General features: G+C 63.0%; 17 protein-coding genes. 4 read left to right on the top strand and 13 right to left on the bottom strand.

What is annotated here, in order from left to right:
* Nucleotides 1-471 precede the first annotated feature (471 nt).
* The 4 genes from ASE52_RS25440 to hemH all read right to left on the bottom strand — a co-directional run bounded on the left by ASE52_RS25440 (nt 472) and on the right by hemH (nt 7,406).
* On the bottom strand, nt 472-2,232 hold the full coding sequence (locus ASE52_RS25440; RefSeq protein ID WP_140426114.1) for a hypothetical protein: 1,761 nt from the start codon (nt 2,230-2,232) through the stop codon (nt 472-474).
* Between the two features lie 133 nt (nt 2,233-2,365).
* Nucleotides 2,366-3,178 carry a Dam family site-specific DNA-(adenine-N6)-methyltransferase gene (locus tag ASE52_RS24865; RefSeq protein WP_082606725.1) on the bottom strand — a complete coding sequence of 271 codons (813 nt, stop codon included), beginning with the start codon at nt 3,176-3,178 and terminating at the stop codon, nt 2,366-2,368.
* Nucleotides 3,179-3,684: 506 nt separating this feature from the next.
* Nucleotides 3,685-6,168 carry an ATP-binding protein gene (locus tag ASE52_RS01475; RefSeq protein ID WP_057223225.1) on the bottom strand — a complete coding sequence of 828 codons (2,484 nt, stop codon included), beginning with the start codon at nt 6,166-6,168 and terminating at the stop codon, nt 3,685-3,687.
* Between the two features lie 122 nt (nt 6,169-6,290).
* Nucleotides 6,291-7,406 carry a ferrochelatase gene (gene hemH / locus ASE52_RS01480; protein WP_057223230.1) on the bottom strand — a complete coding sequence of 372 codons (1,116 nt, stop codon included), beginning with the start codon at nt 7,404-7,406 and terminating at the stop codon, nt 6,291-6,293.
* 108 nt (nt 7,407-7,514) lie between these two features.
* Here hemH and ASE52_RS01485 point away from each other — a divergent pair, with 108 nt between their 5' ends.
* The 4 genes from ASE52_RS01485 (at nt 7,515) to ASE52_RS01500 (ending at nt 10,243) form a co-directional block, all read left to right on the top strand.
* Nucleotides 7,515-8,243, top strand: a complete 729-nt coding sequence (locus ASE52_RS01485; RefSeq protein ID WP_057225071.1) for an HAD-IA family hydrolase — start codon at nt 7,515-7,517, stop codon at nt 8,241-8,243.
* 261 nt (nt 8,244-8,504) lie between these two features.
* A complete protein-coding gene (locus ASE52_RS01490) occupies nt 8,505-9,350 on the top strand; it encodes a DUF2189 domain-containing protein (RefSeq protein WP_057225073.1) in 846 nt (281 codons plus the stop codon).
* Nucleotides 9,347-9,559 carry a DUF2788 domain-containing protein gene (locus ASE52_RS01495; protein ID WP_010460530.1) on the top strand — a complete coding sequence of 71 codons (213 nt, stop codon included), beginning with the start codon at nt 9,347-9,349 and terminating at the stop codon, nt 9,557-9,559. The genes ASE52_RS01490 and ASE52_RS01495 overlap by 4 nt, the downstream gene beginning before the upstream one ends.
* 90 nt (nt 9,560-9,649) lie before the next feature.
* Complete coding sequence (locus ASE52_RS01500; protein ID WP_241776893.1) at nt 9,650-10,243, top strand: nucleotidyltransferase family protein; 594 nt, start codon at nt 9,650-9,652, stop codon at nt 10,241-10,243.
* A gap of 31 nt (nt 10,244-10,274) precedes the next feature.
* Here ASE52_RS01500 and ASE52_RS01505 read toward each other — a convergent pair whose 3' ends face one another.
* The 9 genes from ASE52_RS01505 to ASE52_RS01545 all read right to left on the bottom strand — a co-directional run bounded on the left by ASE52_RS01505 (nt 10,275) and on the right by ASE52_RS01545 (nt 20,434).
* Nucleotides 10,275-11,312, bottom strand: a complete 1,038-nt coding sequence (locus tag ASE52_RS01505) for a tripartite tricarboxylate transporter substrate-binding protein (RefSeq protein WP_057223234.1) — start codon at nt 11,310-11,312, stop codon at nt 10,275-10,277.
* A 56-nt stretch (nt 11,313-11,368) separates the two neighbouring features.
* On the bottom strand, nt 11,369-12,766 hold the full coding sequence (locus ASE52_RS01510; protein ID WP_057225077.1) for a sensor histidine kinase: 1,398 nt from the start codon (nt 12,764-12,766) through the stop codon (nt 11,369-11,371).
* A 132-nt stretch (nt 12,767-12,898) separates the two neighbouring features.
* The gene (locus tag ASE52_RS01515; protein ID WP_010460538.1) at nt 12,899-13,582 is read right to left on the bottom strand and encodes a response regulator; all 684 of its coding nucleotides are present in this window, start codon (nt 13,580-13,582) and stop codon (nt 12,899-12,901) included.
* A 112-nt stretch (nt 13,583-13,694) separates the two neighbouring features.
* On the bottom strand, nt 13,695-14,708 hold the full coding sequence (locus tag ASE52_RS01520) for a tripartite tricarboxylate transporter substrate binding protein (protein ID WP_010460540.1): 1,014 nt from the start codon (nt 14,706-14,708) through the stop codon (nt 13,695-13,697).
* Between the two features lie 129 nt (nt 14,709-14,837).
* Complete coding sequence (hpnE, locus tag ASE52_RS01525) at nt 14,838-16,154, bottom strand: hydroxysqualene dehydroxylase HpnE (protein WP_057223237.1); 1,317 nt, start codon at nt 16,152-16,154, stop codon at nt 14,838-14,840.
* 19 nt (nt 16,155-16,173) lie between these two features.
* Nucleotides 16,174-17,013 (bottom strand): presqualene diphosphate synthase HpnD, encoded by an 840-nt coding sequence (gene hpnD, locus ASE52_RS01530; protein ID WP_057223239.1) that lies wholly within the window; start codon nt 17,011-17,013, stop codon nt 16,174-16,176.
* Nucleotides 17,014-17,073: 60 nt separating this feature from the next.
* Nucleotides 17,074-17,964, bottom strand: a complete 891-nt coding sequence (locus tag ASE52_RS01535) for an amino acid ABC transporter substrate-binding protein (protein ID WP_241776894.1) — start codon at nt 17,962-17,964, stop codon at nt 17,074-17,076.
* Nucleotides 17,965-18,088: 124 nt separating this feature from the next.
* Nucleotides 18,089-19,498: an L-serine ammonia-lyase gene (locus tag ASE52_RS01540; RefSeq protein WP_057223241.1), complete on the bottom strand. Its 1,410-nt coding sequence runs from the start codon at nt 19,496-19,498 to the stop codon at nt 18,089-18,091.
* A 354-nt stretch (nt 19,499-19,852) separates the two neighbouring features.
* Nucleotides 19,853-20,434, bottom strand: coding sequence for a hypothetical protein (locus ASE52_RS01545; protein WP_057223244.1), 582 nt, complete (start codon nt 20,432-20,434; stop codon nt 19,853-19,855).
* Nucleotides 20,435-20,480: the final 46 nt, after the last annotated feature.

Consider the following 20,480-nt stretch of genomic DNA (forward strand, 5'->3'; position numbering starts at 1 on the left):
TCATCAATTTGAAATGACGAGAATTCCCCTTCATACGTTCCATGGGCGTAAGCGAAATCCACGTCTGCACTTTGCGTTGCATCCGCATAACGCAACCATGTAAGTATGTACGCATACCAAACCCGCGTCATAACGGAGTAGTCGATAAATATCCGAAGTGTTCGATTGCCCGCCTGCTGCGCGACTCGCTCTAGGTTGATCTTTATAAATTCCTCGTACTGTTCCGGGCGGCTGTGAATTGCATACCGGATGTTGCATTCTTCGAAGCGGTTGTCATTGTCGCTACGACTTAATATATTTTTCTTGGGATGAAAGCCTAAAACCACGCAGTTTTGATGAGCAGTTTCTGGAATTTTTTGAAACATGTAGGTGCTGCGCGCTTCAAATCCGGATGCAAGAAAAATTATGTCGTATTCGACCCATTTTAGATTGTTGAAATCCACCTCATCAATTGCATTTGGATCCATGATTTTAAAGCAGCGACTGCTGCAAGAAAATAGATTCTGTTTGTTTAGTATGCGATCTGTGCGTCAATATTTTTGAAAGTCGCACTGAACTATTTCTGCGTGGCAGTAGTTTAAACAACGGAGAAAAAAGAAATGCAAAGTGAAAAACTCCGGTGCATGTCGGGCTACTTGCCGTTAAGGTTATATCCGGTCCTGGAATCATGAGGGAAAGTTGGACGGCCTGTTTAATAAAACGCTGCGCTTCTTCCCCATCCTCAGCCTCTATCCGTATTGAAGTAACTTGATCGCTTCCCAATAAACTGGCAGAGCTTGAAAATTTCCATTTAAAGTACTCGCCAATCGCAGAAAGGTAAGTTGCCGCGACCGCACCGTTAGGTGGCTCACTGTGGACGCGGCTTAGGGTGTCGCGCGCCATCGACTCTAGAATTTGATTTTGGACAACTGGCTCAATGGGAAGTTTGGGTGAGCCTTTGTCGTTTATTTCAATCTTCTGAACTAATTGATTTATCACTCTCATCAATCTTCGCGCATTGCCGTCGCAGCAACGAACTACGACTGACTCGCCGCAATATATCCCCAGTCGAGAGTTCCCACCCTTATTTTCCAATGCTTCGCGTAGCAATAGTGCGCCATGCATTTTTCGAACAATTTCGTTTTTAAATTTCGGAGTGTCTTTGAGACGCTCAGCTCTTATGATTGTTGCTGAATTGGCATGCTTCCTTAGCAAGGAAAAAAAATATTGCTTTTCCTCTATCGTCTCGACGCGCTTATTGTCCACAAGGGGGGCGGTACCTAAAAGTGACCGCAAATCCAGTTGCGCTAAATGAGGGGATTTGACGGCAATCCGTCTGCGGAACATTGCTCTGGCAAATCTAAGAAAATCACCTTCAACTTGACCGCCTCGGCTGTCGATGGATTCTTGATCAACATTGATGTATTCAAAATCGTTTCCTTCTCGAACTGGGTCGCCCAAATTTGTTGCGAGCGTATGATGCGCAAATGGCATCGTGGCGATTTTGAAAATAATATCTGAGCTGGCTGATCTGATTTGACCATTTAATATTCTATGGTGCAGTTCTGATAGATATTCTATTTCGTCTAGGCATATCATCCACACTGCATCTGCAGGGATTTTTATATTTGTTTTTATAATGTTTATGGCATTCTTGAATGGAAGCAGTAGATCATTATCAAAATGATCTTCAAAGGGATCTAATTTTTTAGAACTAGTTCGACGTTTTCGAAGTTCTGTCTGGTGCCTTAATTCAACCTTCGAAAGAATCAGCCTTAGCTCCTCAACCGATGCGGCTTTCGCTTCTTCACCACCCCATGTTGTTGCCAGATGGGAGCAGATTTTTGATATTGCATTGGCTCTTTGGCTGTTATCTGAATCGGTTAGATACTGATTTACGCAGCTTTCAAGTATGTGTGTCAAGGCTGAGCAAATATGTAAATTTAGACGCCAAACGAAATATTGTTCAGCTTCTTCTTCTGTTTGCCATCCCTTGTTTTTCAGATCACCTGTGAATGCAGCACTTGCTGGGACATACACTCCGATCAAATTCCTCTGGAGTGCGAGTCTTGCGTAGTCGGTTCGTTTGCTCTGGTCCAGCGCTGCTAAATAGACATGATCATGCGCTAGCATTCGGACCCATGTAGTTTTACCCGATCCCCTAGATCCAAGCAGAATTTGATTTTTTTTAACAATCAGTCTGTGAAAGTTTGGTTGCGGTATAAAAAGCTGAACCGTTTCGTGGACGTCCATCTGTTTGGCATTGTCGACTCCGAATGCGGATTTTATTTCTTGGAGTTCGTGTCGCTCAATGGTACTGTGACTCGGGCGGGGTGTTGTTTTTTTACGTGGCACGCTCTTCATTTTTCTCTGCATAAAGTTAATGCTATAAATTTGTGAAAAGAATTTCGTTGGCGCTGCCGCGATTTTTTATGTTGGCCGCAATGCTGCGCCTCACTTGTACCGAAAATTGGCTCCATTGTTCAGCGATTGGAATAATCTCATCGCAATGTGCATAGGAGACTACAAAATGTGCTCCCACATTATTTATGCGATTTAACAAAAGATTCAACCTTTCAAGGTCTTCGGTCCCAAAGACGTCAGGGCCATACTGGTTGTCTAGGCTAGCATTGCGCTTTGCATAAGGTGGATCTAAATACACAAAATCGTTGCGTTGAATTTGCGTTGTAATTGCATGAAAAAAATCGCCTGTCTGAATTTTCGCTTTTTCTAGGGTTTTTGATGCATCAAGCAAATTCTTGTACTGCGGCATCATGCCAACACGCATGCCCCCATAAGGAACATTAAATTCTCCTTTTTTGTTGGTGCGATACAGGCCATTGAAGCAGTTTCTATTTAAGTAGATGAACGCGGCGGCTCGTTCGTTAGGGCTTAAAATCGACTTGTCCAACGATCTCACTCTATAGTATTGGGCTTCGCTAAGCTCCCATTTTTGTAACGCAAGGGCTACGCCTTTGGGTGTTTCTTTGACGCGTCGTAGACAATGCTGTAGCTCTTTGTTAATGTCAATAAGTATCGCTCGCGGAGGCCTCAAATGAAAAAATAAGGCGGCAGAACCAGAAAATCCTTCGATGTATCTTTTTTCTTCTTGAGGGGTATTGAGGGTGGCCGCGTGCCAGCAAGACTCCAGCACATCTAAAATTTGCTTCTTACTTCCGGCCCATCGCAAAAAACTCATTCTAGCGCCTCGAATAATTGCAAATAATTTATTTTGCAATAATATGGATTGTGTCTTTGCTTCATTGGGGAAGTCGGGCGTTTAGGTGGCTGGTTAAACGTTATTTGGTTTTATTGAGTCTGGGCTCTGCTGATTGAGCTTTTGGATAGTTCTAAACGCTGTCGTGGCTAATGCTCTGCGCATTAAATTCGGGGCTGCTGCAGAACACAATAAAATGGAAGCGCCACCTGCCATGCTTGGAATTTCGAAAAAATGCATTCATGGAAATCAGAAGAATCATAGCGTGCGCTTCCTGCAAAGCAAAGTTCTGGAACTGTGAACATACTTTTTTTCCCGTAGCAATGCTCCAAGTTCAGAATTGAACCCCCCTGCTGTTGGCGGTTGCCGACCCTGCTCAGACCAGACCACTTAGCTGTTGCCCAGTTTCTGTTTATTGCATTCGGTTATCAGCCAGTTCGTACTTTAGTTACCCTGGAGTTAATTTTTTCGCTGCTCAACGCGCCAAGTCATCGCGCTCGCCCACGGCGCGCGTGCCCCGCGCTCTGACAAGCCCTCCGATACGCCCGCAGCGTCAACTCCGCCCGCTGCATCACCGTGTCCTCCACTGTGGTCGCTCCACCGGCCAGCTCATCCGCCTGCGCCTGCAGCAACTCCGCCGGGCTCATCCCCGATGCCTCCCCCGTCAGCAGCGCAATCCCCTCGCTCACATGCCCCATGGTGTAGACATGGAACAGCCCGCGTTCCACCGCGTCCAGCACAGTGCGGTCCAGCATCAGGTGGCGTTGGTTGCGGGCGGGGATCAGCACGCCGTGGGTGCCGTCCAGCCCGGCCGTCGCACAGGCGCGGAACCAGCCTTCGATCTTTTCGTTGATGCCGCCCACGGGCAGCACTTCGCCGTGTTGGTTCAATGCACCCGTCACGGCAATGCCCTGGCGCAGGGGCAGGCCTGACAGGCTGGACAGCAGCGCATACAGCTCGGCGCACGAGGCGGAGTCGCCTTCCACGCCGCTGTATTCCTGCTCGAACACGATGGAGGCATTGAGCGCCAGGGGTGCCACATGGCTGAACAGGGCCGTGAGGTAGCTGTGCAGGATGAGCACGCCCTTGTCGTGGATGGGGCCGGACATATCGACCTCGCGCTCGATGTTGAGCAGGCCCTCTTGCCCGGCAAAGGTGCGCGCGGTAATGCGCACGGGGAAGCCGAAGCGATAGTCGCCCAGGTCGATCTGCGTCATGGCGTTGATCTGGCCGGTGATGGAGCCTGCCAGCGAGATCAGGCGCTCGCCCTCGGTGATGGAGTCGTGCAGTTCTTCTTCAGGCTGGTTGTGGCGCTGGGTGCGGGCGGCCAGGGCGGCCTGCACATCGGCGGCCTGCACCAGGGTGCCGCCGCGCGCCTTGCACAGGGCGGCGCTTTCGATGGCCAGCGCTTCGGTGTGGGCAAAGCGTGCGCTCTGGCGGCGCTGGTCGTCGGCCTCGCGGTGGGTCTGCTCCAGCACCAGGGCCACGGCGTCGGGGCCGAAGTGGGGCAGGCCGCGCTTTTTGCAGACTTGCGCCACCAGGATGGCGGTGGCGTGGTGGGTGGCGGGGGTGGCGGCAAAGTGGTCTGAAAAATCCACCTTCACGCGAAAGCGGCGCGCGGCGTCGGGGTCGGCGTCTTGCAGTGCGTAGTACTCGTCCACCGATCCGATCAGCACGATTTTCACGTCCACGTCCACCGGCTCGGGCTGCAGCGCCACGGCGCCGAGGGGGCCATGGCCGGGGCCGCCTCCACCTTCGTCGATCTGCAGGCGCCCGCAGCGCAAGAAGCGGCGCAGGCGCTGCCACAGGCCTTCTTCGGCGGCCAGGTCGTGCAGGTGCAGCAGGATGAAGCCGCCGTGCGCCTTGAGCAGGCTGCCCGCGTGGATGCCGGTGTGGTCGGCCTGCACGGTGTCGGCGTCCGATCCATGCTCGATGCTGCCAAACAGCGTGCGCTGGGTGGGGTTGTCTTCCACCACCACGGGCGCGGCGGTGCGGCCGTGGTTGTCTACCACCAGGTTCACCTGGCAGCGGGCTAGCAGGTCGTCGAGCGCGTCCTTGCGGTCGTCTTCGGCGTCGGTGCCCTGGTCGCCACCGCGTTCGGCGTCCAGGGGCTCGAACAGGTCGATGTCGGCCAGCACCGCATGCTCCACTTGGTCAAGCCAGTGCGTGAGCTTGACGGTGTCCTTGATCTGCTTGCGCAGGCCCTGGCGGATGTCGTGCAGGGCGTGTTCCACCAGGGGCTTGATGGTTTGGCGGCGTAGGGTGGCCAGGGCGTCGTCGCGGGCGCGCTCCAGCGGGCGTGCGGCTTCAAGAAAGCGGGCGATCTCGGTGCGCACTTCCTGCTCGGCGGCGTCGATCTCTGCGCGGCGCTCGCGCGGCAGGGCGCGGGCTTCGCTTTCGGTCAGCGGCTGGCCCTTGGGGCCGGTGAGGGTGAACACCATCTGCCCGCCGTCGCGCGTCAGGCGGAACTGGCGGGCTTCGGCAAACGCGTCCAGCGCCGCAAAGGCTTCGGCCTCTTGCGTTTGCCAGGTTTTTTCGATGCACTCGGCCTCGGCCTTGAAGTCGGCGGCGGCCAAGCGTTTGGGAATGTCGGCCTGCAGGTTCTTGGCCATGTCGGCCAGGCCCTGGCGCAGCTGGCGGCCCTGGCCCGCAGGCAGGCGCAGTGCGCGCGGGCGGTCGGGCGTGTCGAAGTTGTGCAGGTAGCACAGGTCGGGTGGCACGGCGCGTTCTGCCGCAGCGGTCTGCATGGCCTGGCGCAGCAGCGATGCGCGGCCGCTGCCCACTTCGCCCAGCACAAACAGGTGGTAGTCGGGCTGGTGCAGGCCCAGGCCAAACTGCGCGGCGGCCTGGGCGCGCTCCTGGCCGATCCAGGGCAGGGGCAGGTCTTGCAGCTCGGCCGTGCTGGCAAAGCCCAGCGTGGCGGGGTTGATCGTCAGCCGCAGCTGGTGGGGGGCGAGGGCAAAGGCGGGCATCGGTGCGGGCGTTGGGGGAGGGCAGTTCGTCAGACTGGGTCTGCCATCTCAAAATATGGATAAAAATGACCGCTAGCGCTTTATGGATAAGCGCTAGTAGCTATAAAAATAATAGTAACCAGTCAATGGGCCACAGGGCAGGCCCCGGCAGGTGCGCCACCCGCCTGCGCATGGCTGCGCGCATCGGCCAGCGCCGCAGCGGTGGGCGCCTCGGTGGGCCAGCCCGCCAGGTGCTGCTGCGCCACGCGGCTGAGCGCGGTGATCCAGTGGTTGTTGTCGTTCAGGCAGGGGATGTAATGAAACTCCTTGCCGCCCGCGTGCAGGAAGGCCTCGCGCACTTCCATGTTGATTTCTTCCAGCGTCTCCAGGCAGTCGCTGGTGAAGCCGGGGCACACCACGTCCACCCGCCGCGTGCCGGCCTTGCCCAGTGCCTCGATGGTGGGCTGGGTGTAGGGCTCCAGCCACTTGGCCTTGCCAAAGCGCGACTGGAAGGTGATGCGGTAGCGCTCCGCGCGCAGGCCCAGGCGCTCGGCCAGCAGGCGGCCCGTCTTGCGCGCCTCGCAGTGGTAGGGGTCGCCCAGGTGCAACGTGCGCTCGGGCACGCCGTGGAAGCTCATCACCAGCTGGTCGGGCTGGCCGTGGTGTTTCCAGTGGGTTTCGATGGTGCGGGCCAATGCGTCGATGTAGCCGGGGGTATCGTGATAACGGTTCACAAACCGCAGCTCGGGCACGTTGCGCGTGGCGGCAGCCCAGGTGTAGACCGCGTCAAACACGCTGGCCGTGGTGGTGGCTGAATACTGCGGGTACAGCGGCAGGATCAGGATGCGCGTGGCGCCCTCGGCTTTGAGCGCATCGAGCTGGCTGGCGATGGAGGGGTTGCCGTAGCGCATGGCATGGCGCACCAGCACGGCGTGCCCGGCCTCGCCCAGCCAACCGCGCAGCAGCGTGGCCTGTTTGGCCGTCCACACCGCCAGGGGCGAGCCCTCGGGGGTCCACACGCTGGCGTATTTGGCGGCGGATTTTGCGGGGCGGGTGCGCAGGATGATGCCGTGCAGGATGGGCCACCACACCAGCTTGGGAATCTCCACCACGCGGTGGTCGCCCAGGAACTGCGCCAGATACCGGCGCACGGCCGGGGCCGTGGCGGCGTCGGGCGTGCCCAGGTTGCACAGCAGCACGGCGGTGCGGTCGGCCTGGCCGTGGGTGTAGGGGGGTTCGGGGGCAAAGGGTGAGCGCATGGCCCCATTGTGGCAAATGGCCCTGGCCCTTTGCGCCGACGGGTGCATGGCCCGCGCATGGACCTGCGGGGTGAATGGGTGGGGCGTGTCGGGTATTCTCGCCAGACCATGCCTGCACCCCTTCCTGACCTGCCCCCGGCGCAATCGCTGGACAAGGGCCGCATCCGCGCCATCACCATTGACCTGGACGACACGCTCTGGCCCATCTGGCCCACCATTGAACGTGCAGAGGCATTGCTGCTCCAGTGGCTCACAGACCACGCGCCCGCCACGGCTGCCCTGTTCCAGAGCACCGAGGCGCTGCGCGCCATCCGCAACCAGATGGTGACCCTGCGGCCCGACTTGAACCACGACCTGAGCGCGCTGCGCCGGGAGTCCATTCGCCTGGCGCTGACCCAGGCGGGTGACGAGCCCGCGCTGGCCGAACCCGCGTTTGAGCTGTTCTTTGCCGAGCGCCAGCGTGTGCAGTTGTTCGACGATGCCCACGATACGCTGGCTTTCCTCGCGTCGCGCTACCCGGTGGTGGCGGTGTCCAACGGCAATGCGGACGTTCACAAGGTGGGCATTGGCCACTATTTCCAGCACAGCCTGAGCGCTGCAGTGCTCGGCGTGGCCAAGCCCGATGCGCGCATCTTCCACGCCGCCGCCGGCATGCTGCAGGTGTCGCCGCACGAGGTCCTGCACGTGGGCGACGACGCTGCCCTGGATGCGCGGGGCGCGATGGATGCGGGCATGCAGGCCGTGTGGTTCAACCCCGCCGAGCATGCGTGGCCGTATGACACACCGCCCCACGCCACGGTGGGCAGCCTGACGGCGCTGCGCGAATTGCTGGATTGATTTGAAACCCCCCTGTGCCGCCTTCCCCTGGAGATGATGGCGATGCGCATGCTGTGGCGTGGCCCTTGTCCGGCGTTTCTGGCCGGGGCCGCGCCCGTTTCGCGGGCGTGTGCAGCGGCCAACCATTGAGCTGCGCCATGGCGGGCCCCCGCCTTGTTTCTTGTCGCAGGTCAAGACTTGGGCGCGCCATCGCTGCCGGAGCGCTTGATCCCACCGGCGGTTGACGCCACACTCACCCGTCGCCTCGCCGACCATTCCACCATGCCCCGCAATCCCCCCGCCTTGCCCCATGTTCGCAGTATCGGCCTCATGCAGCCCATGACCTGGCTCGTTCTGGCCTGGCGCGACATGGCGCGTGCGGGCTGGATCAGCTTTGCCCATGGCTTGGCGCTCACGCTGCTGGGGGCGGCCATCTTTGCGGTGGCGCACAACCGCTTCTGGCTGCTGGCCGGGGCGCTGTCGGGTTTTCTGGTGGTGGCGCCGGTGCTGGCCACCAGCCTCTATGCGCTGAGCCGTGCGCTGGAGCGCGGCGAGCCCGCGAACCTGGGTGTGGTGCTCAAGACCTGGCTCAACTGGCAGGGCAGCCACGTCAACAAATGGGGCAACGACTACTGGTGCATGGTGCAGTTCGGCGCCTTGCTGGCGCTGGCGGCCACGGGGTGGGTGATGACGTCGGCGGCGCTCATCACGCTGCTGGCGCCGGTGCCCATCCACACGCCACTCGATTTTCTGCGCCATGTGGTGCTGGCACGGGATGGCTGGCTGTTCGAGATCTGGCTGGCCCTGGGCAGCCTGATGGCGGCGCCGATCTTTGCGTCCAGCGTGGTGGCCATGCCCCTGCTGCTGGACCGCCGCGCCACGCTGCTGCAGGCCGTGCTGACCAGCTGGCAGGCCGTGATCGGCAACCCGCTGCCCATGGCGTTCTGGGCGGCACTGATCCTGGGGTTCACGCTGCTGGGGCTGGGCTCGCTGCTGCTGGGGCTGATCGCCGTCATGCCCATGCTGGGCCATGCCAGCTGGCATGCCTACCGCGACCTGGTCGATGCCTCCAGCCTGCCTGAACGCGATGCCACCAAACCCGCGCAGACAAGTGGGGTGGCACCGTGATCTTTGGTTTTACCGAGGCGCAGATCTCGGGCTTCTTCCTCACCTATGGGGTGGGCGCGTTCATCCTGTACATGCTGTTCATCATCGGTCAGCTGGCGTGGGAGTCCAAGGCCGGGCGCTTTGGCACTTTTGTGCTGTTCCTGGGGCTGGGCGTAGGGTTTTTGGGGTTTCTGGCCAAGGTGGTGATCCAGTGGTGGCTGGAGAAGTGAGATCGCCTGCCCGTGGCCGGGCGGGGTAGAGGTCGGTGTTGCCCCGATGTTTTCTTTGGCCCCAGATCACTACTGCGTAGGGCCCGCCCTGTGACCCACCACAGCTCTTCCTGGACCGAGCACCACACCCGGCTTGTCGCCCTGATGCGTGCATCGCCTGCGTTGATGGGGGCGCTGCGTGCCGTCCGGATGCTGGGGCTGGGCTCGTGGTGCATAGGTGCCGGTGCGGTGCGGTCTCTGGTGTGGGACGACTTGCATGGGTTTGCAGAACCCACGCCGCTGGACGATGTGGATGTTGTCTACTTCGACCCCGCTCGGGAGGGCACAGAACACGATGCGGCGCTGGAACACCGCCTGCGCCAGGAGATGCCGTCCGTGGTGTGGGAGGTGACCAACCAGGCCACCGTGCACCACTGGTTTGCCCGCCACCTTGGGCAGCCAGTGGCGCCATTGGAGTCGCTGGAAGACGGAGTGGGCACCTGGCCGGAGATTGCCACTTGCGTGGGTGTTTTCCTGCGTGCGGACGATTCCATCGGCGTTGTGGCACCCCACGGTCTGGACGACTTGTTCAACTTGATCGTTCGCCACAACCCGGTGCGCGCCGATGCGCGAACCTACCACGAGCGTGTGGCCTCCAAACGATTTGCCGCGCGCTGGCCGCTGTTGTCCATCCGCCCCGCTTGAGGCGGATTCGTGCCCTGAGCCGGTAACCGCCTCAGCGCGGCCAGGACCGTAGGCCCAGCTCCTGCGCCAGCTGGCGGTACTCGCTCAGGCTGCGTTGCACAAAGTCCTCCAGCGCCGCGCCGGTGCGTGCAAACGGGTACAGGCCGTGCTGGCTGCACAGCGCGGCATAGCCAGGGGCGGCCAGCGCTTCGGCAAAAGCGGCCACCCAGGCGCGCACGGCCGCATCGGGGGCGCTGGCCGCCATATACAGGCCGCGCACCGTGGGCCAGACCAGGTCGATGCCTTGCTCCCGCGCCGTGGGCAGGCCAGCCAGGGCGCCTGGCAGGCGGGCCTGCGACAGCACTGCCAGAAAACGCAGCGGGGCACCCTTGTCCAGGGCTTGCTGGGCCTCGGCCGCGTCCCCGGTGAAGATGCCGATGTGGCCGCCGCGCAGCGCCTTCAGGGCCTCGCCGCCGCCTTCGAACGAGACAAAGCGCATGCGTTTGGGGTCTTGCCCTGCGGCGCGCGCCAGCAGCGCGGCCTTCATCCAGTCCTGGCTGCCCAGCGTGCCGCCCGCCCCGAAAACGACGCGGGTCAAGTCCTTGCGCAGCGCCGCCACCACATCCTGCAGGTGCTGGTGTGGTGAGTCGCGGTGCACGGCCACCACGCCGTAGTCGGTGCCCAGGGTGGCGATCCAGCGCACGGCGCTCACCGGGTGGGGGCCGAAGCGGCCCTGCGCGATGTTCAGCAGCGAGCCACTGGAGAACGCCACCAGGGTGCCCGGCCCGCCCAGCCGCCCGGTGGCTACCTGGTCAAACGCCACGGCACCGATGCCGCCTGGAAGGTAGCGCGTGTGCAGCGGCGGCCGGGCGGGGCGTACGGCCTGCACGGCCTGTGTGGCCAGTCCGCAGGTCAGGTCGAACCCACCACCGGGCCGCGAAGGGGCCACACATTCGGCAGCCTCGGTGGAGGCATCGGCGGCCCATGCAGCGGGCCACCAGGCCGAGGCCGACGCTGCGGCCAGGGCCTGCAGGGCATGCCGACGTGGGCGGCTGTCTGGGCCGGGGAGGGGCATGGGAAGGTTGCGCATGATGTGCTGCGTGCGGGGTCGGGAGGGCTGAACAGGTGCCGTATGAGATCAGAACATCAGGGACGTGGCCACCACAGGATGGCCAGCAGGCCGGGGCCGCCCGCGCGGTCTTCCAGCCGCAGGGTGCCCCGGTGCCGTTCGGCGATGGACCGCGCAATCGCCAGGCCCAGGCCCGACCCGCCCGCAGCCGCTTGCGAGCCGCGCCGGTAGCGCTGGCCCAGCGCATTGCGTTCGCTGGCGGGCAGGCCGGGGCCGTTGTCTTCCACGCTGACGCTCCAGCCCAGGCCGTCGCTCGCAGCGGATACGGTGACCGTGCCGTGCGCGGGTGTGTAGGCAATCGCGTTGGCTGCCAGGTTGGTCAACGCCTCGCGCAGCAGGCCGCTGTCGGCCACGGCCATGAACTCCGGCGTGGGGGTGTGGATGCCAAAGTCGATCTGCCGCGCGCGGGCACGGGGCAATAGCTCCAGCGCCACGGTGCGCAGCAGGGCCGCGAGGTCGAAAGGGGCCAGTTCGACCGCCGCCGTGTCACTGCGGCCCAAGGCCAGCAGCTGCTGCGTACTGCGGGTGGCGCGCGCGATCTCGCCACCGATGGCATCTAGCGTGTGTTGCACCTGGGTCGCATCGGCCTCGCGCCGGGCGTAGTCGATCTGCATCTGCAGGGTGGTGAGGTGGGTGCGCAGCTGGTGCGAGGCGTCGTCCAGAAACTGCCGCTGCTGCGCCACCAGGTCCTGCGTGCGCGCCATCTGTTGGTTGGCAGCGGCCACCAGGGGACGGATGTCGGCGGGCAGGTCGGTGTCGGCCATGGGGGTCATGTCGTCGGGGTTGCGCGCCTGTACCTCGCGGGCCAGGCGCGCCAGGGGGCGCAGCGCCACGGCCAGCGTGGCGGCGGTACCCAGCACCATGAGCGCCAGCACCAGAGCGTCGCGCAGGGCAGCCCGGCGCACAAACCGGCGGGTGAACTCCTGCCGCGAGTGGGTGCTTTCGGCCACCTGCACCAGCACGCTGCCGGCGTCGGGCCCAGGGGCTGCGGCTTCTACCGCGCGGCGATAAGCGGCCAGCCGCACGGATTCGCCAAAGTAGGTGGCGTCGTAGAAGCGGGGCACTCCGGGTTCCAGCGGGCCGGGCGGCAGGGGGAGGTCGGCATTGCCAAGCTCGACCAGGCCATCGGACGAGGCCACCCGGAAGTACACCGGCCCGCTGGCCGTGAGTTCAAAAAATTCGAGCATGGTGTAGGGCAGCTCGGCCGACAGGCCGCCCGATGCCGTGGAGATGTTGGCGTCGATGGATTTGAGTGCCCCGAGCAGCGAGCGGTCGTAGGCCGCATTGGCCGCCTCCAGCGCATCGTGCCGCGTCATCCACAGCTCCACGCCCGTGACCACGGCCAGCAGCGGCAGCAGCAGCACAGCCAAAAGCCGCCACAGGCTGGCCCGGCGCAGACGTTGAAACAGACGCATGCCCTTCACGCCGGTCTCCGGCAGATGGGCGCAATCGTGCGCACTGGCGCGGCCCAGGCCAATGCCACCGTGGAACTGGTTTTGCCAGCCCACCGGTGGCGTCCCCCCCGAGGGGGGAAGACGCGCTGCGTCTCAGGGGGGCGCCACATCACTGGATTCAAGCGCGTACCCTAGGCCGCGCAGGGTGGTGATGCGCACACCACTGCCATCGAGCCGCTTGCGCAGGCGGTGCACAAACACCTCCACCGCCTCGGGGTGCACGTCTTCGTCGTCGGAGAACACGCGGTCCAGAATCTGCTGCTTGGAGAACGGCTCGCCGCTGCGCTGCACCAGCACGCGCAGCACCGCATGCTCGCGCGGCGACAAGGCCAGCGGCTCGCCGTGCAGCGTGAACTGTTTGCGCGCGTTGTCGTACACCAGTGCGCCACAGGCCAGGCGCGGGTGTTCGTTGCCGCGTGCGCGGCGCACCAGGGCGTGCAGGCGGGCTTCCAGCTCGGCCAGCTCAAACGGTTTGGCCAGAAAGTCGTCGGCCCCGGCGTTGAGCGAGCGCACGCGCTCGTCCAGCGAGTCGCGTGCGGTCAGGATCAGCGCGGGCAGGCGCTGGTCGCGGTCGCGCAGGCGCTGCAGCACGGCCTGGCCGTCCAGCCCGGGCAGGCCCAGGTCGAGCACCAGGGCGTCGTAGTTGTCGTGCTGCTGCAGGGCCCGGTCGGCCAGGCGCCCATCGTTCACCCATTCCACCTGGATGCCCGCATGCTCCAGTGCACGGCTGAGCCAGGTGCCCAGGCTGTGTTCGTCTTCGGCCAGGAGGATGCGCATGGGGGGATGCTAATGCCGCTAGAGTGTGCTTGGTGCGCCTGCGTGGGACCGGAGACTTTTGAAATGGGCGGGCTCCAAGGCGACGGCCACGGCTGGCGTTCCCCTTGGCGTCTTAGTCGGGTTTGACCTTGGCCCGCAGCAGCACCTTTTTCCAGCGCTCCTGCTCGGCCGCAATGAACTGTGCAAACTGGGCTGGCGTGCCGCCAATCGCTTCGGCGGCGTCACCGTTCAGGCGCTCCAGCGAGGCGGGGGCCTTGACGGCCTTGGCGGTTTCGGCCGCCAGCTTGTCAAGGTGCGCCGGCGCGAGGTTGGCGGGGGCCAGCATGCCGTACCACTGGGTCATCTCAAAACCTGGAAAGCCCTGTTCGGCCACGGTCGCCACGTCGGGCAGTTGTGGCAGGCGCTTGGCCGAGCCCGTGGCGATGCAGCGCACCTTGCCCGATTTGATGAACGGCAGCATGGCAGCGGCGCCCACCGATGCGGCATCAAGGCGGCCCGAGAGCAGGTCGGTCATCATGGGGCCGGTACCCCGGTAGGGTACGTGCAGCATGAAGATGTCGGCGGTCATCTTGAGGTATTCAAACGCCAGGTGCCCCGCGCTGCCGTTGCCGGCCGAGCCGTAGCTGAACTTGCCCGGGTTCTTCTTCACGTAGGCGATGAACTCCTTGAGATTCTTGGCGGGTACATCGGGGTGCACCACGTACAGACTGGGCACCTTGGCCAGCAGGCTCACGGGCTTGAAGTCCTTGTTGGCGTCGTAGGGCAGCTTGTCGAAGATGAAAGGGTTCACGGCCAGCGTGCCGATGTGGCCCAGGATCAGCGTGTGCTGGTCTTCCGCACGGGCCACTTCGCCCATGGCGATGTTGCCAGCGGCGCCGGGCTTGTTGTCCACGTACACGCTTTGCCCCAGGGTCTTGCTGAGTTCGGCCGCCGTGGAGCGCGCCACGATCTCGGAGCTGCCGCCCGGTGCAAAAGGCACCACGAAGCGGATCGATTTGGCGGGCCAGGCGGCCTGGGCCGATGCCAGCGTGGGTAGGAGGCCGCCCATTGCCAGTGCGCCGCCCGCGCCCAGCAGGTGGCGGCGGGTGGGGTGGAGGGTATGGGAAAGGTGGTTGTCGAACAGCATGGTTGTCTCCGTGAAAGCCATCAAGGCGTTACCAGATGCCATGGTGCGCGCTGCGTGCTTTCGGAATGCTGTCAGTCGGCCTGGGGTTTTCCCGATGTCCTCGGTGCAAAGGGGCTTTGGCTCAGACGGTCAGGGCAGTGTGGCGACCGCCGTACCACTGAGTACAGCACCTTCCAGCGTGGCGGGGTAGGGGCCATCCACGTAGTCCCCGCAGGCCGTCAGCCCCGGCAGCACCTGCATGCCGGGCCGCTGCAGGCCGGGCGTGCAGGCAAAGGTGGCGCGTTTTTCGACCACGGTCTGCAGGGGCTGCAGGGTCGATATGCCCAGCTGGGTGGCTGCCTGCTGCAGCACCTGTTGTTCAATCTGCAAGCGGTCTCCGTCACTGGCACTGACCACAAAGGCCAGCAAGCCGTGGGTGCCATCCAGCTGGCCCCGGTCGAACACGAACTGCGCGGGGTGTTCGGCGGTATTGCGCAGCGCCAGCATGGGCAATGGCAGGCGCACGCCGGGGGCGCTGGCATAGACGGTGGTGATGGCTTCAAAGCGCAGTGCACTGGCCTGGGTACTCCATGGGCTGGCACTGGCCAGCCCTGCAATGCTGGCCACGCCTGCCACAAGCCGGCTCGCCTCCCACGAAGGGCAGGCCAGGGTGATGTGATCGAACACGTCGGGGCTACTGTTTGCGGCGCTGGTATTGCTGCTCGCGCACACCACTTGCCAGCGCCCGCCCGGCTGCGGTTGCAGCCGCTGCACCCGTTGCCCGGTGACTATCGTGCCGCCGTGGTGGCCCAGCCAACGTGCGGCGGGCTCGGGGAACAGGGCACCCAGGTCCGCGCGGGGCAGCAGCAGGTTGGAGCCACCGCGCCCGCTGAACAGGCTGTCCTGCAGCACCCGCAGAAACACCTGGCCGCTGGCTTCGCGGGCTGGGGTGTTCAGCGCCGACACGCACAACGGGTCGATGAACTCGGCCATCAGGCGCGGCGTGAGCGGCGCGCACAACTCGGCCACCGAGGTGGTGGGCTCGCAGCGAAAGCCGCGCAGCTGCCACGCCGTGGCGTTGCGCAGCAGCGCCAGCTTGTCGCGCCAGCTCCAGCCTTTTGCATGGACGATGCCGAGCAGTGCATCCAGCGGCGGGGGCAGATCGGGCAATTGCAGGCCCTGGCCATCGGGAAACTGCAGCGTGAGCGGCAGGCGCAGCAGCGCAGTGTCAGGGTTCACACCCACCAGCCGCATCAGCCGCAGGCTTTCGGTGTAGGCGCCGATAAGGATGTGCTGGCCGTTGTCGAGCGTGATGGGGGTGTCGTCGGGCTGGACGGCAGGCACAGCGCGCGCGCGGCCGCCCACGGTGCGCGCGGCTTCAAACACGGTGACCTGGCGGCCAGCCTGTGCGTGTGCAATGGCCGCAGCCATGCCGGCCCAGCCGGCACCGACGATGGCGATTTTCATAGGCGCTGCGGCACTGCCACTACATCCGGCCGAGGGCCTGGACCTTCCACGCGAGCCAGAACTTGCGCAGCGGCGTGAGTTTGATGCGCTGGTGCAGCACCTGGAAGTTTTCGTGCTCGATCTCGCGCAGCAAGGTCCGGTAGATGCTGGCCATCATGAGACCGGGTTTCTGTGCCCGGCGGTCGGCATCGGGCAGCAGGGCAAAGGCTTCGTCGTACAGGCGGTGCGCACGCACGGCCTGAAAACGCATCAGCGCGGTGAAGCGGTCGGAGTAGGTGCGCTTGAGGATCTCATGCGCCTTCACGTCGAACTGCTGCAGCTCGCTCACCGGCAAATAGATGCGGCCCAGCATGGCGTCTTCGCCCACGTCGCGGATGATGTTGGTGAGCTGGAACGCCAGGCCCAGCGTGTGGGCGTAGTGGGTGGTGCGCTCGTCGGTCTGGCCGAAGATGCGCGCCGTGACTTCGCCCACGATGCCGGCCACGAGGTGGCAGTAGCCCTTGAGGCCTGCAAAGTCGAGGTAGCGTGTTTGCTCCAGGTCCATCTGGCAGCCGTCAATCACGGCCTGCAGGTGGCGCTGCTCGATGCCGTATTCACCTGTGTGTGGCATTAGTGCCTGCATCACAGGGTGGGTGGGCTGGCCCGCATAGGCCTTGGCCACCTCGGCCTGCCACCAGGCCAGCTTGGTGCGGGCCACGCCGGGGTCGGTCACTTCATCGACCACATCGTCCACTTCGCGGCAAAACGCATAGAACGCCGTAATGGCCGCGCGGCGTGGCGCGGGGAGGAACAGGAAGGCGTAGTAGAAGCTGCTGCCCGAGGCGACGGCCTTTTGCTGTACGTACTGCTGTGGTGTCATGGGGCGGGATTGTCCCATGGCCTCCGGCCCTACGAGAGAGGCCGCACTTGGCCATCTCCGTCAAAAAGCGATCTGCTCTACCCCTACGTCGCTTGGGCGCTTGAGTGCCTCGCGCATGAAGGCGCTCATGGGCAGCACCCCCTGGTCAGAGTTGAACCATTTCTTGTACAGCGCTGACATTTCACCGCTTTGGATAGTCCGCCGCGTTACGCGATCCACCAGGTCCTTGAACCTCTGGTCATCGCGGCGCAAGCCGATGCTGTAGGGCTCCATCGACAGCCGTTTTTCCAGAAAGTGGTATTCGCCCATCGACTTTCCCAATTGCGTCATTGGCACCCAGAGGCTGGCGTCGTCGGCAAACGCTGCGTCGGCCTCACCCCGTGTGAGGGCGGCCAGGCTCTGTTGTGCACTGTCTACCAACACGTAGACGAACTTGCGATGGAAAGTGCGTTCGTTGGCCACCAGCAGGCTGTCGTTCGTCGTTTTGCGTTCCACCGCAATGCGCTTGCCCTGCAGATCATCCAGGGTCTTGATGCCCGAGTCCTTGCGGACTACGAACGCAGTGGTGGCAATAAAAATGTGATGGCTGAAGGCTATTTCCTTCTGGCGCTCGGCGGTATTGGTGGTGGTGCCGCACTCAAGGTCCACCGTGCGGTTCTTCAGGTCGCTCAGGCGGTTTTTCCCGTCGACCAGCACATAGGTCAACCTGAGGTCGGGGCGCTTGAGTTCTTTCTTTACCTCGTCATAGATCTTCGTGCAGATGTCCACGGAGTAGCCCATCACCTGGCCCGTTGCGGGGTCCCGATACGAAAACGGGCGCGAATTGTCCCGATGGCCCAAGCGCAATTCGCCGGTTTTGGCCACCATGGAGAGGGTGTCCTGAGCCCAGGCGCCAAGCGGGTTGTGAAGGCAAAAAACAAAGACGAAAAAGGTTCGCAGCAAGATACGCAAGTACATGGCAAGGGGAGTGAATGACCTCGCGCATCAGATCCTCCAGCAGATTTTGTGGAAGTGTCGCGAAGGTGACAGATTGTGCTCCAGACTTTGCGGCGATGCAGCATTTGTCAGCGAATGGTCAGCATTCCACAACGTTGACCGCAAGCCCTCCACGCGAAGTCTCCTTGTACTTCACCTTCATGTCCGCACCGGTCTGCATCATGGTCTTGATGACCTTGTCGAGCGAAACCACGTGCTGGCCGTCGCCGCGCAGGGCCATGCGGGCGGCGTTGATGGCCTTGATGGCGCCCATGGCGTTGCGTTCGATGCAGGGGATCTGCACCAGGCCGCCCACCGGGTCGCAGGTCATGCCCAGGTTGTGCTCCATGCCGATCTCGGCGGCGTTTTCGATCTGCTCTGGGCTGCCACCCATCACGGCAGCCAGCGCACCGGCGGCCATGGAGCAGGCTACGCCCACCTCACCCTGGCAGCCGACCTCGGCGCCGGAAAGGGATGCGTTTTCTTTGTAGATGATGCCGATGGCGCCTGCGGTCAGCAAAAAGGTGGCGATCCCGTCGTCGTTGGCAGGGATCGGGCCTTGCAGGAAGTTGACGTAGTAATGCAGCACGGCCGGTATCACGCCGGCAGCGCCGTTGGTGGGCGCCGTCACCACGCGGCCCCCAGCGGCGTTTTCTTCGTTGACGGCCATGGCGTAGAGGTTCACCCAGTCGAGCATGGAGAGTGGGTCGCGCAGCGCGGCTTCGGGCTGGGTGCTGAGGCTTTTGTGCAGCTCGGCCGCGCGGCGGCGCACGTGCATGGGGCCGGGCAGGGTGCCGGTGCTGGCGCAGCCGCGTTGCACGGCCCCCGCCATCGTTCTCCAGATGGCCAGCAGCTGGCGCCGTACCTCAGCGGCGCTGCGCCAATGCTCCTCGTTGGCGGCCATGAGTTGCGCCGGGGAGAGGTCGGTGGCCTGGCACTGGGCCAGCAGCTCGGCGCCCGTGCGAAATGGGTAGGGAAGGCCACGGCCATGGCCTTCGGCGCCGGTCGCAGGAGTGGCGGCCAGATTGAGCACCCGCTCGCCTGCCGCGTCGACCACAAAGCCGCCGCCCACCGAGTAGTACTCGCATGCCGCTATCTCGGTGCCTTGCGCACCAAACGCATGAAACGCCATGCCGTTGGGGTGCAGTGGCAGGCTTTTGCGGCGGAACAGCAGGTGCTCTTTGTCGACAAACGGCACCGGGTGTTCGCCCAGCAGGGCCAGCGTTTGGCGGGTGCGGATGTCGGTAACGACCGGGGTGATCTGATCGGGGTCCATCTGGTCGGGTTCATGTCCCGCCAGGCCCAGCAATACGGCCTTGTCGGTGCCATGGCCCACACCGGTGGCGGACAGCGAGCCGAACAGCTCGACAGTGACATGGTGCACGGCGGCCAGGCCCAGGGTGTCGCGCAGATGGCAGGCAAATTGCCGCGCTGCAATCATGGGGCCCACGGTGTGGGAGCTGGATGGGCCGATGCCGATCTTGAAGAGGTCGAAAACGCTGACGGACATGGTTTGGGGCTACCGGGTAGGTTCCTGGGATGCGTGGATGCCCTGGAGGCACGGAAAGCAGCGATGGCGCGGGTGGCGCCATCGCTGGTCTCAAGACAACAACATCCTTCGCACTGCCTGCACTCTTGGTGCTGGAGTGGGCGCGAGGCTAACCGCGCAGGGCCCGGCCGGCACACGCGTAATCCCTGGGGTGTCGCGGTCTGGGGCGGGCTGCCCATGCACCGGATAGAGTGAGGGATTTCAATATTGATAGCAAACAAATGAATATAGTTAAGCGGTAGGGGCAGTTTTCATTCAAATTTTCTGCTGTTAAACCACGCTGGCGTGGCTGCGCTTGTTGCCCATGAATGTTTCTTACAGTGCAGCGGGCCGGGTCGCCACCAGCGCCAGGTACATCACAGCCTGGGGTGCCGTGGGCGGAGGCTGCCGCGTGATGCGGGGGCGCACGGACCATGGATGCAGCAGGGCCCCAAGCGCAGCGCTGGTGAAGGGCCCGCGCGCAAAAACTTCGCACGACAGGATGTGTTCTCGGCCAGCGCCGGCCTCTTGTAGCAGGCGCTCGGCGGCGTTGCGCATCAGAGTGAATTGGCCACCGGTGTCTGGTGGTGGGCTGGCCAGTGGCGTGCCTGCAGGGTAGGTGATGCAGATGGAGAGCGTGGTGGGTGCATGCCGCACACACACGTGCAGTGCTGAGGGCGCAGGGGTTTCGGCGGCGTGGCTCGGTGGGGATCGATAGGAGCGGTGGCCGCCGAGGGCCCGCGTGCCCTGCGCGCCCGTCATGCGGGGCTGCCGTGGCGGGGCTTCCATGGCCGCCTTTTGCACCAGCCCAAAATCCTCGCGGCTTGGGTGCTTGCCCATCTCCTGAGCGGAGTGCGCGGCTGGCGCGCCGGGGCCTGTGGGGGTGGGTGCATTGGTGGGGTCAGGGGTGCGGTGCACACCCGGCACATAATGAGTAAATCTATCAAGTCGATTGGCTTTTTTC

The organism is Acidovorax sp. Root275 (assembly GCF_001428965.1).
Lineage (GTDB): Bacteria > Pseudomonadota > Gammaproteobacteria > Burkholderiales > Burkholderiaceae_C > Acidovorax > Acidovorax radicis.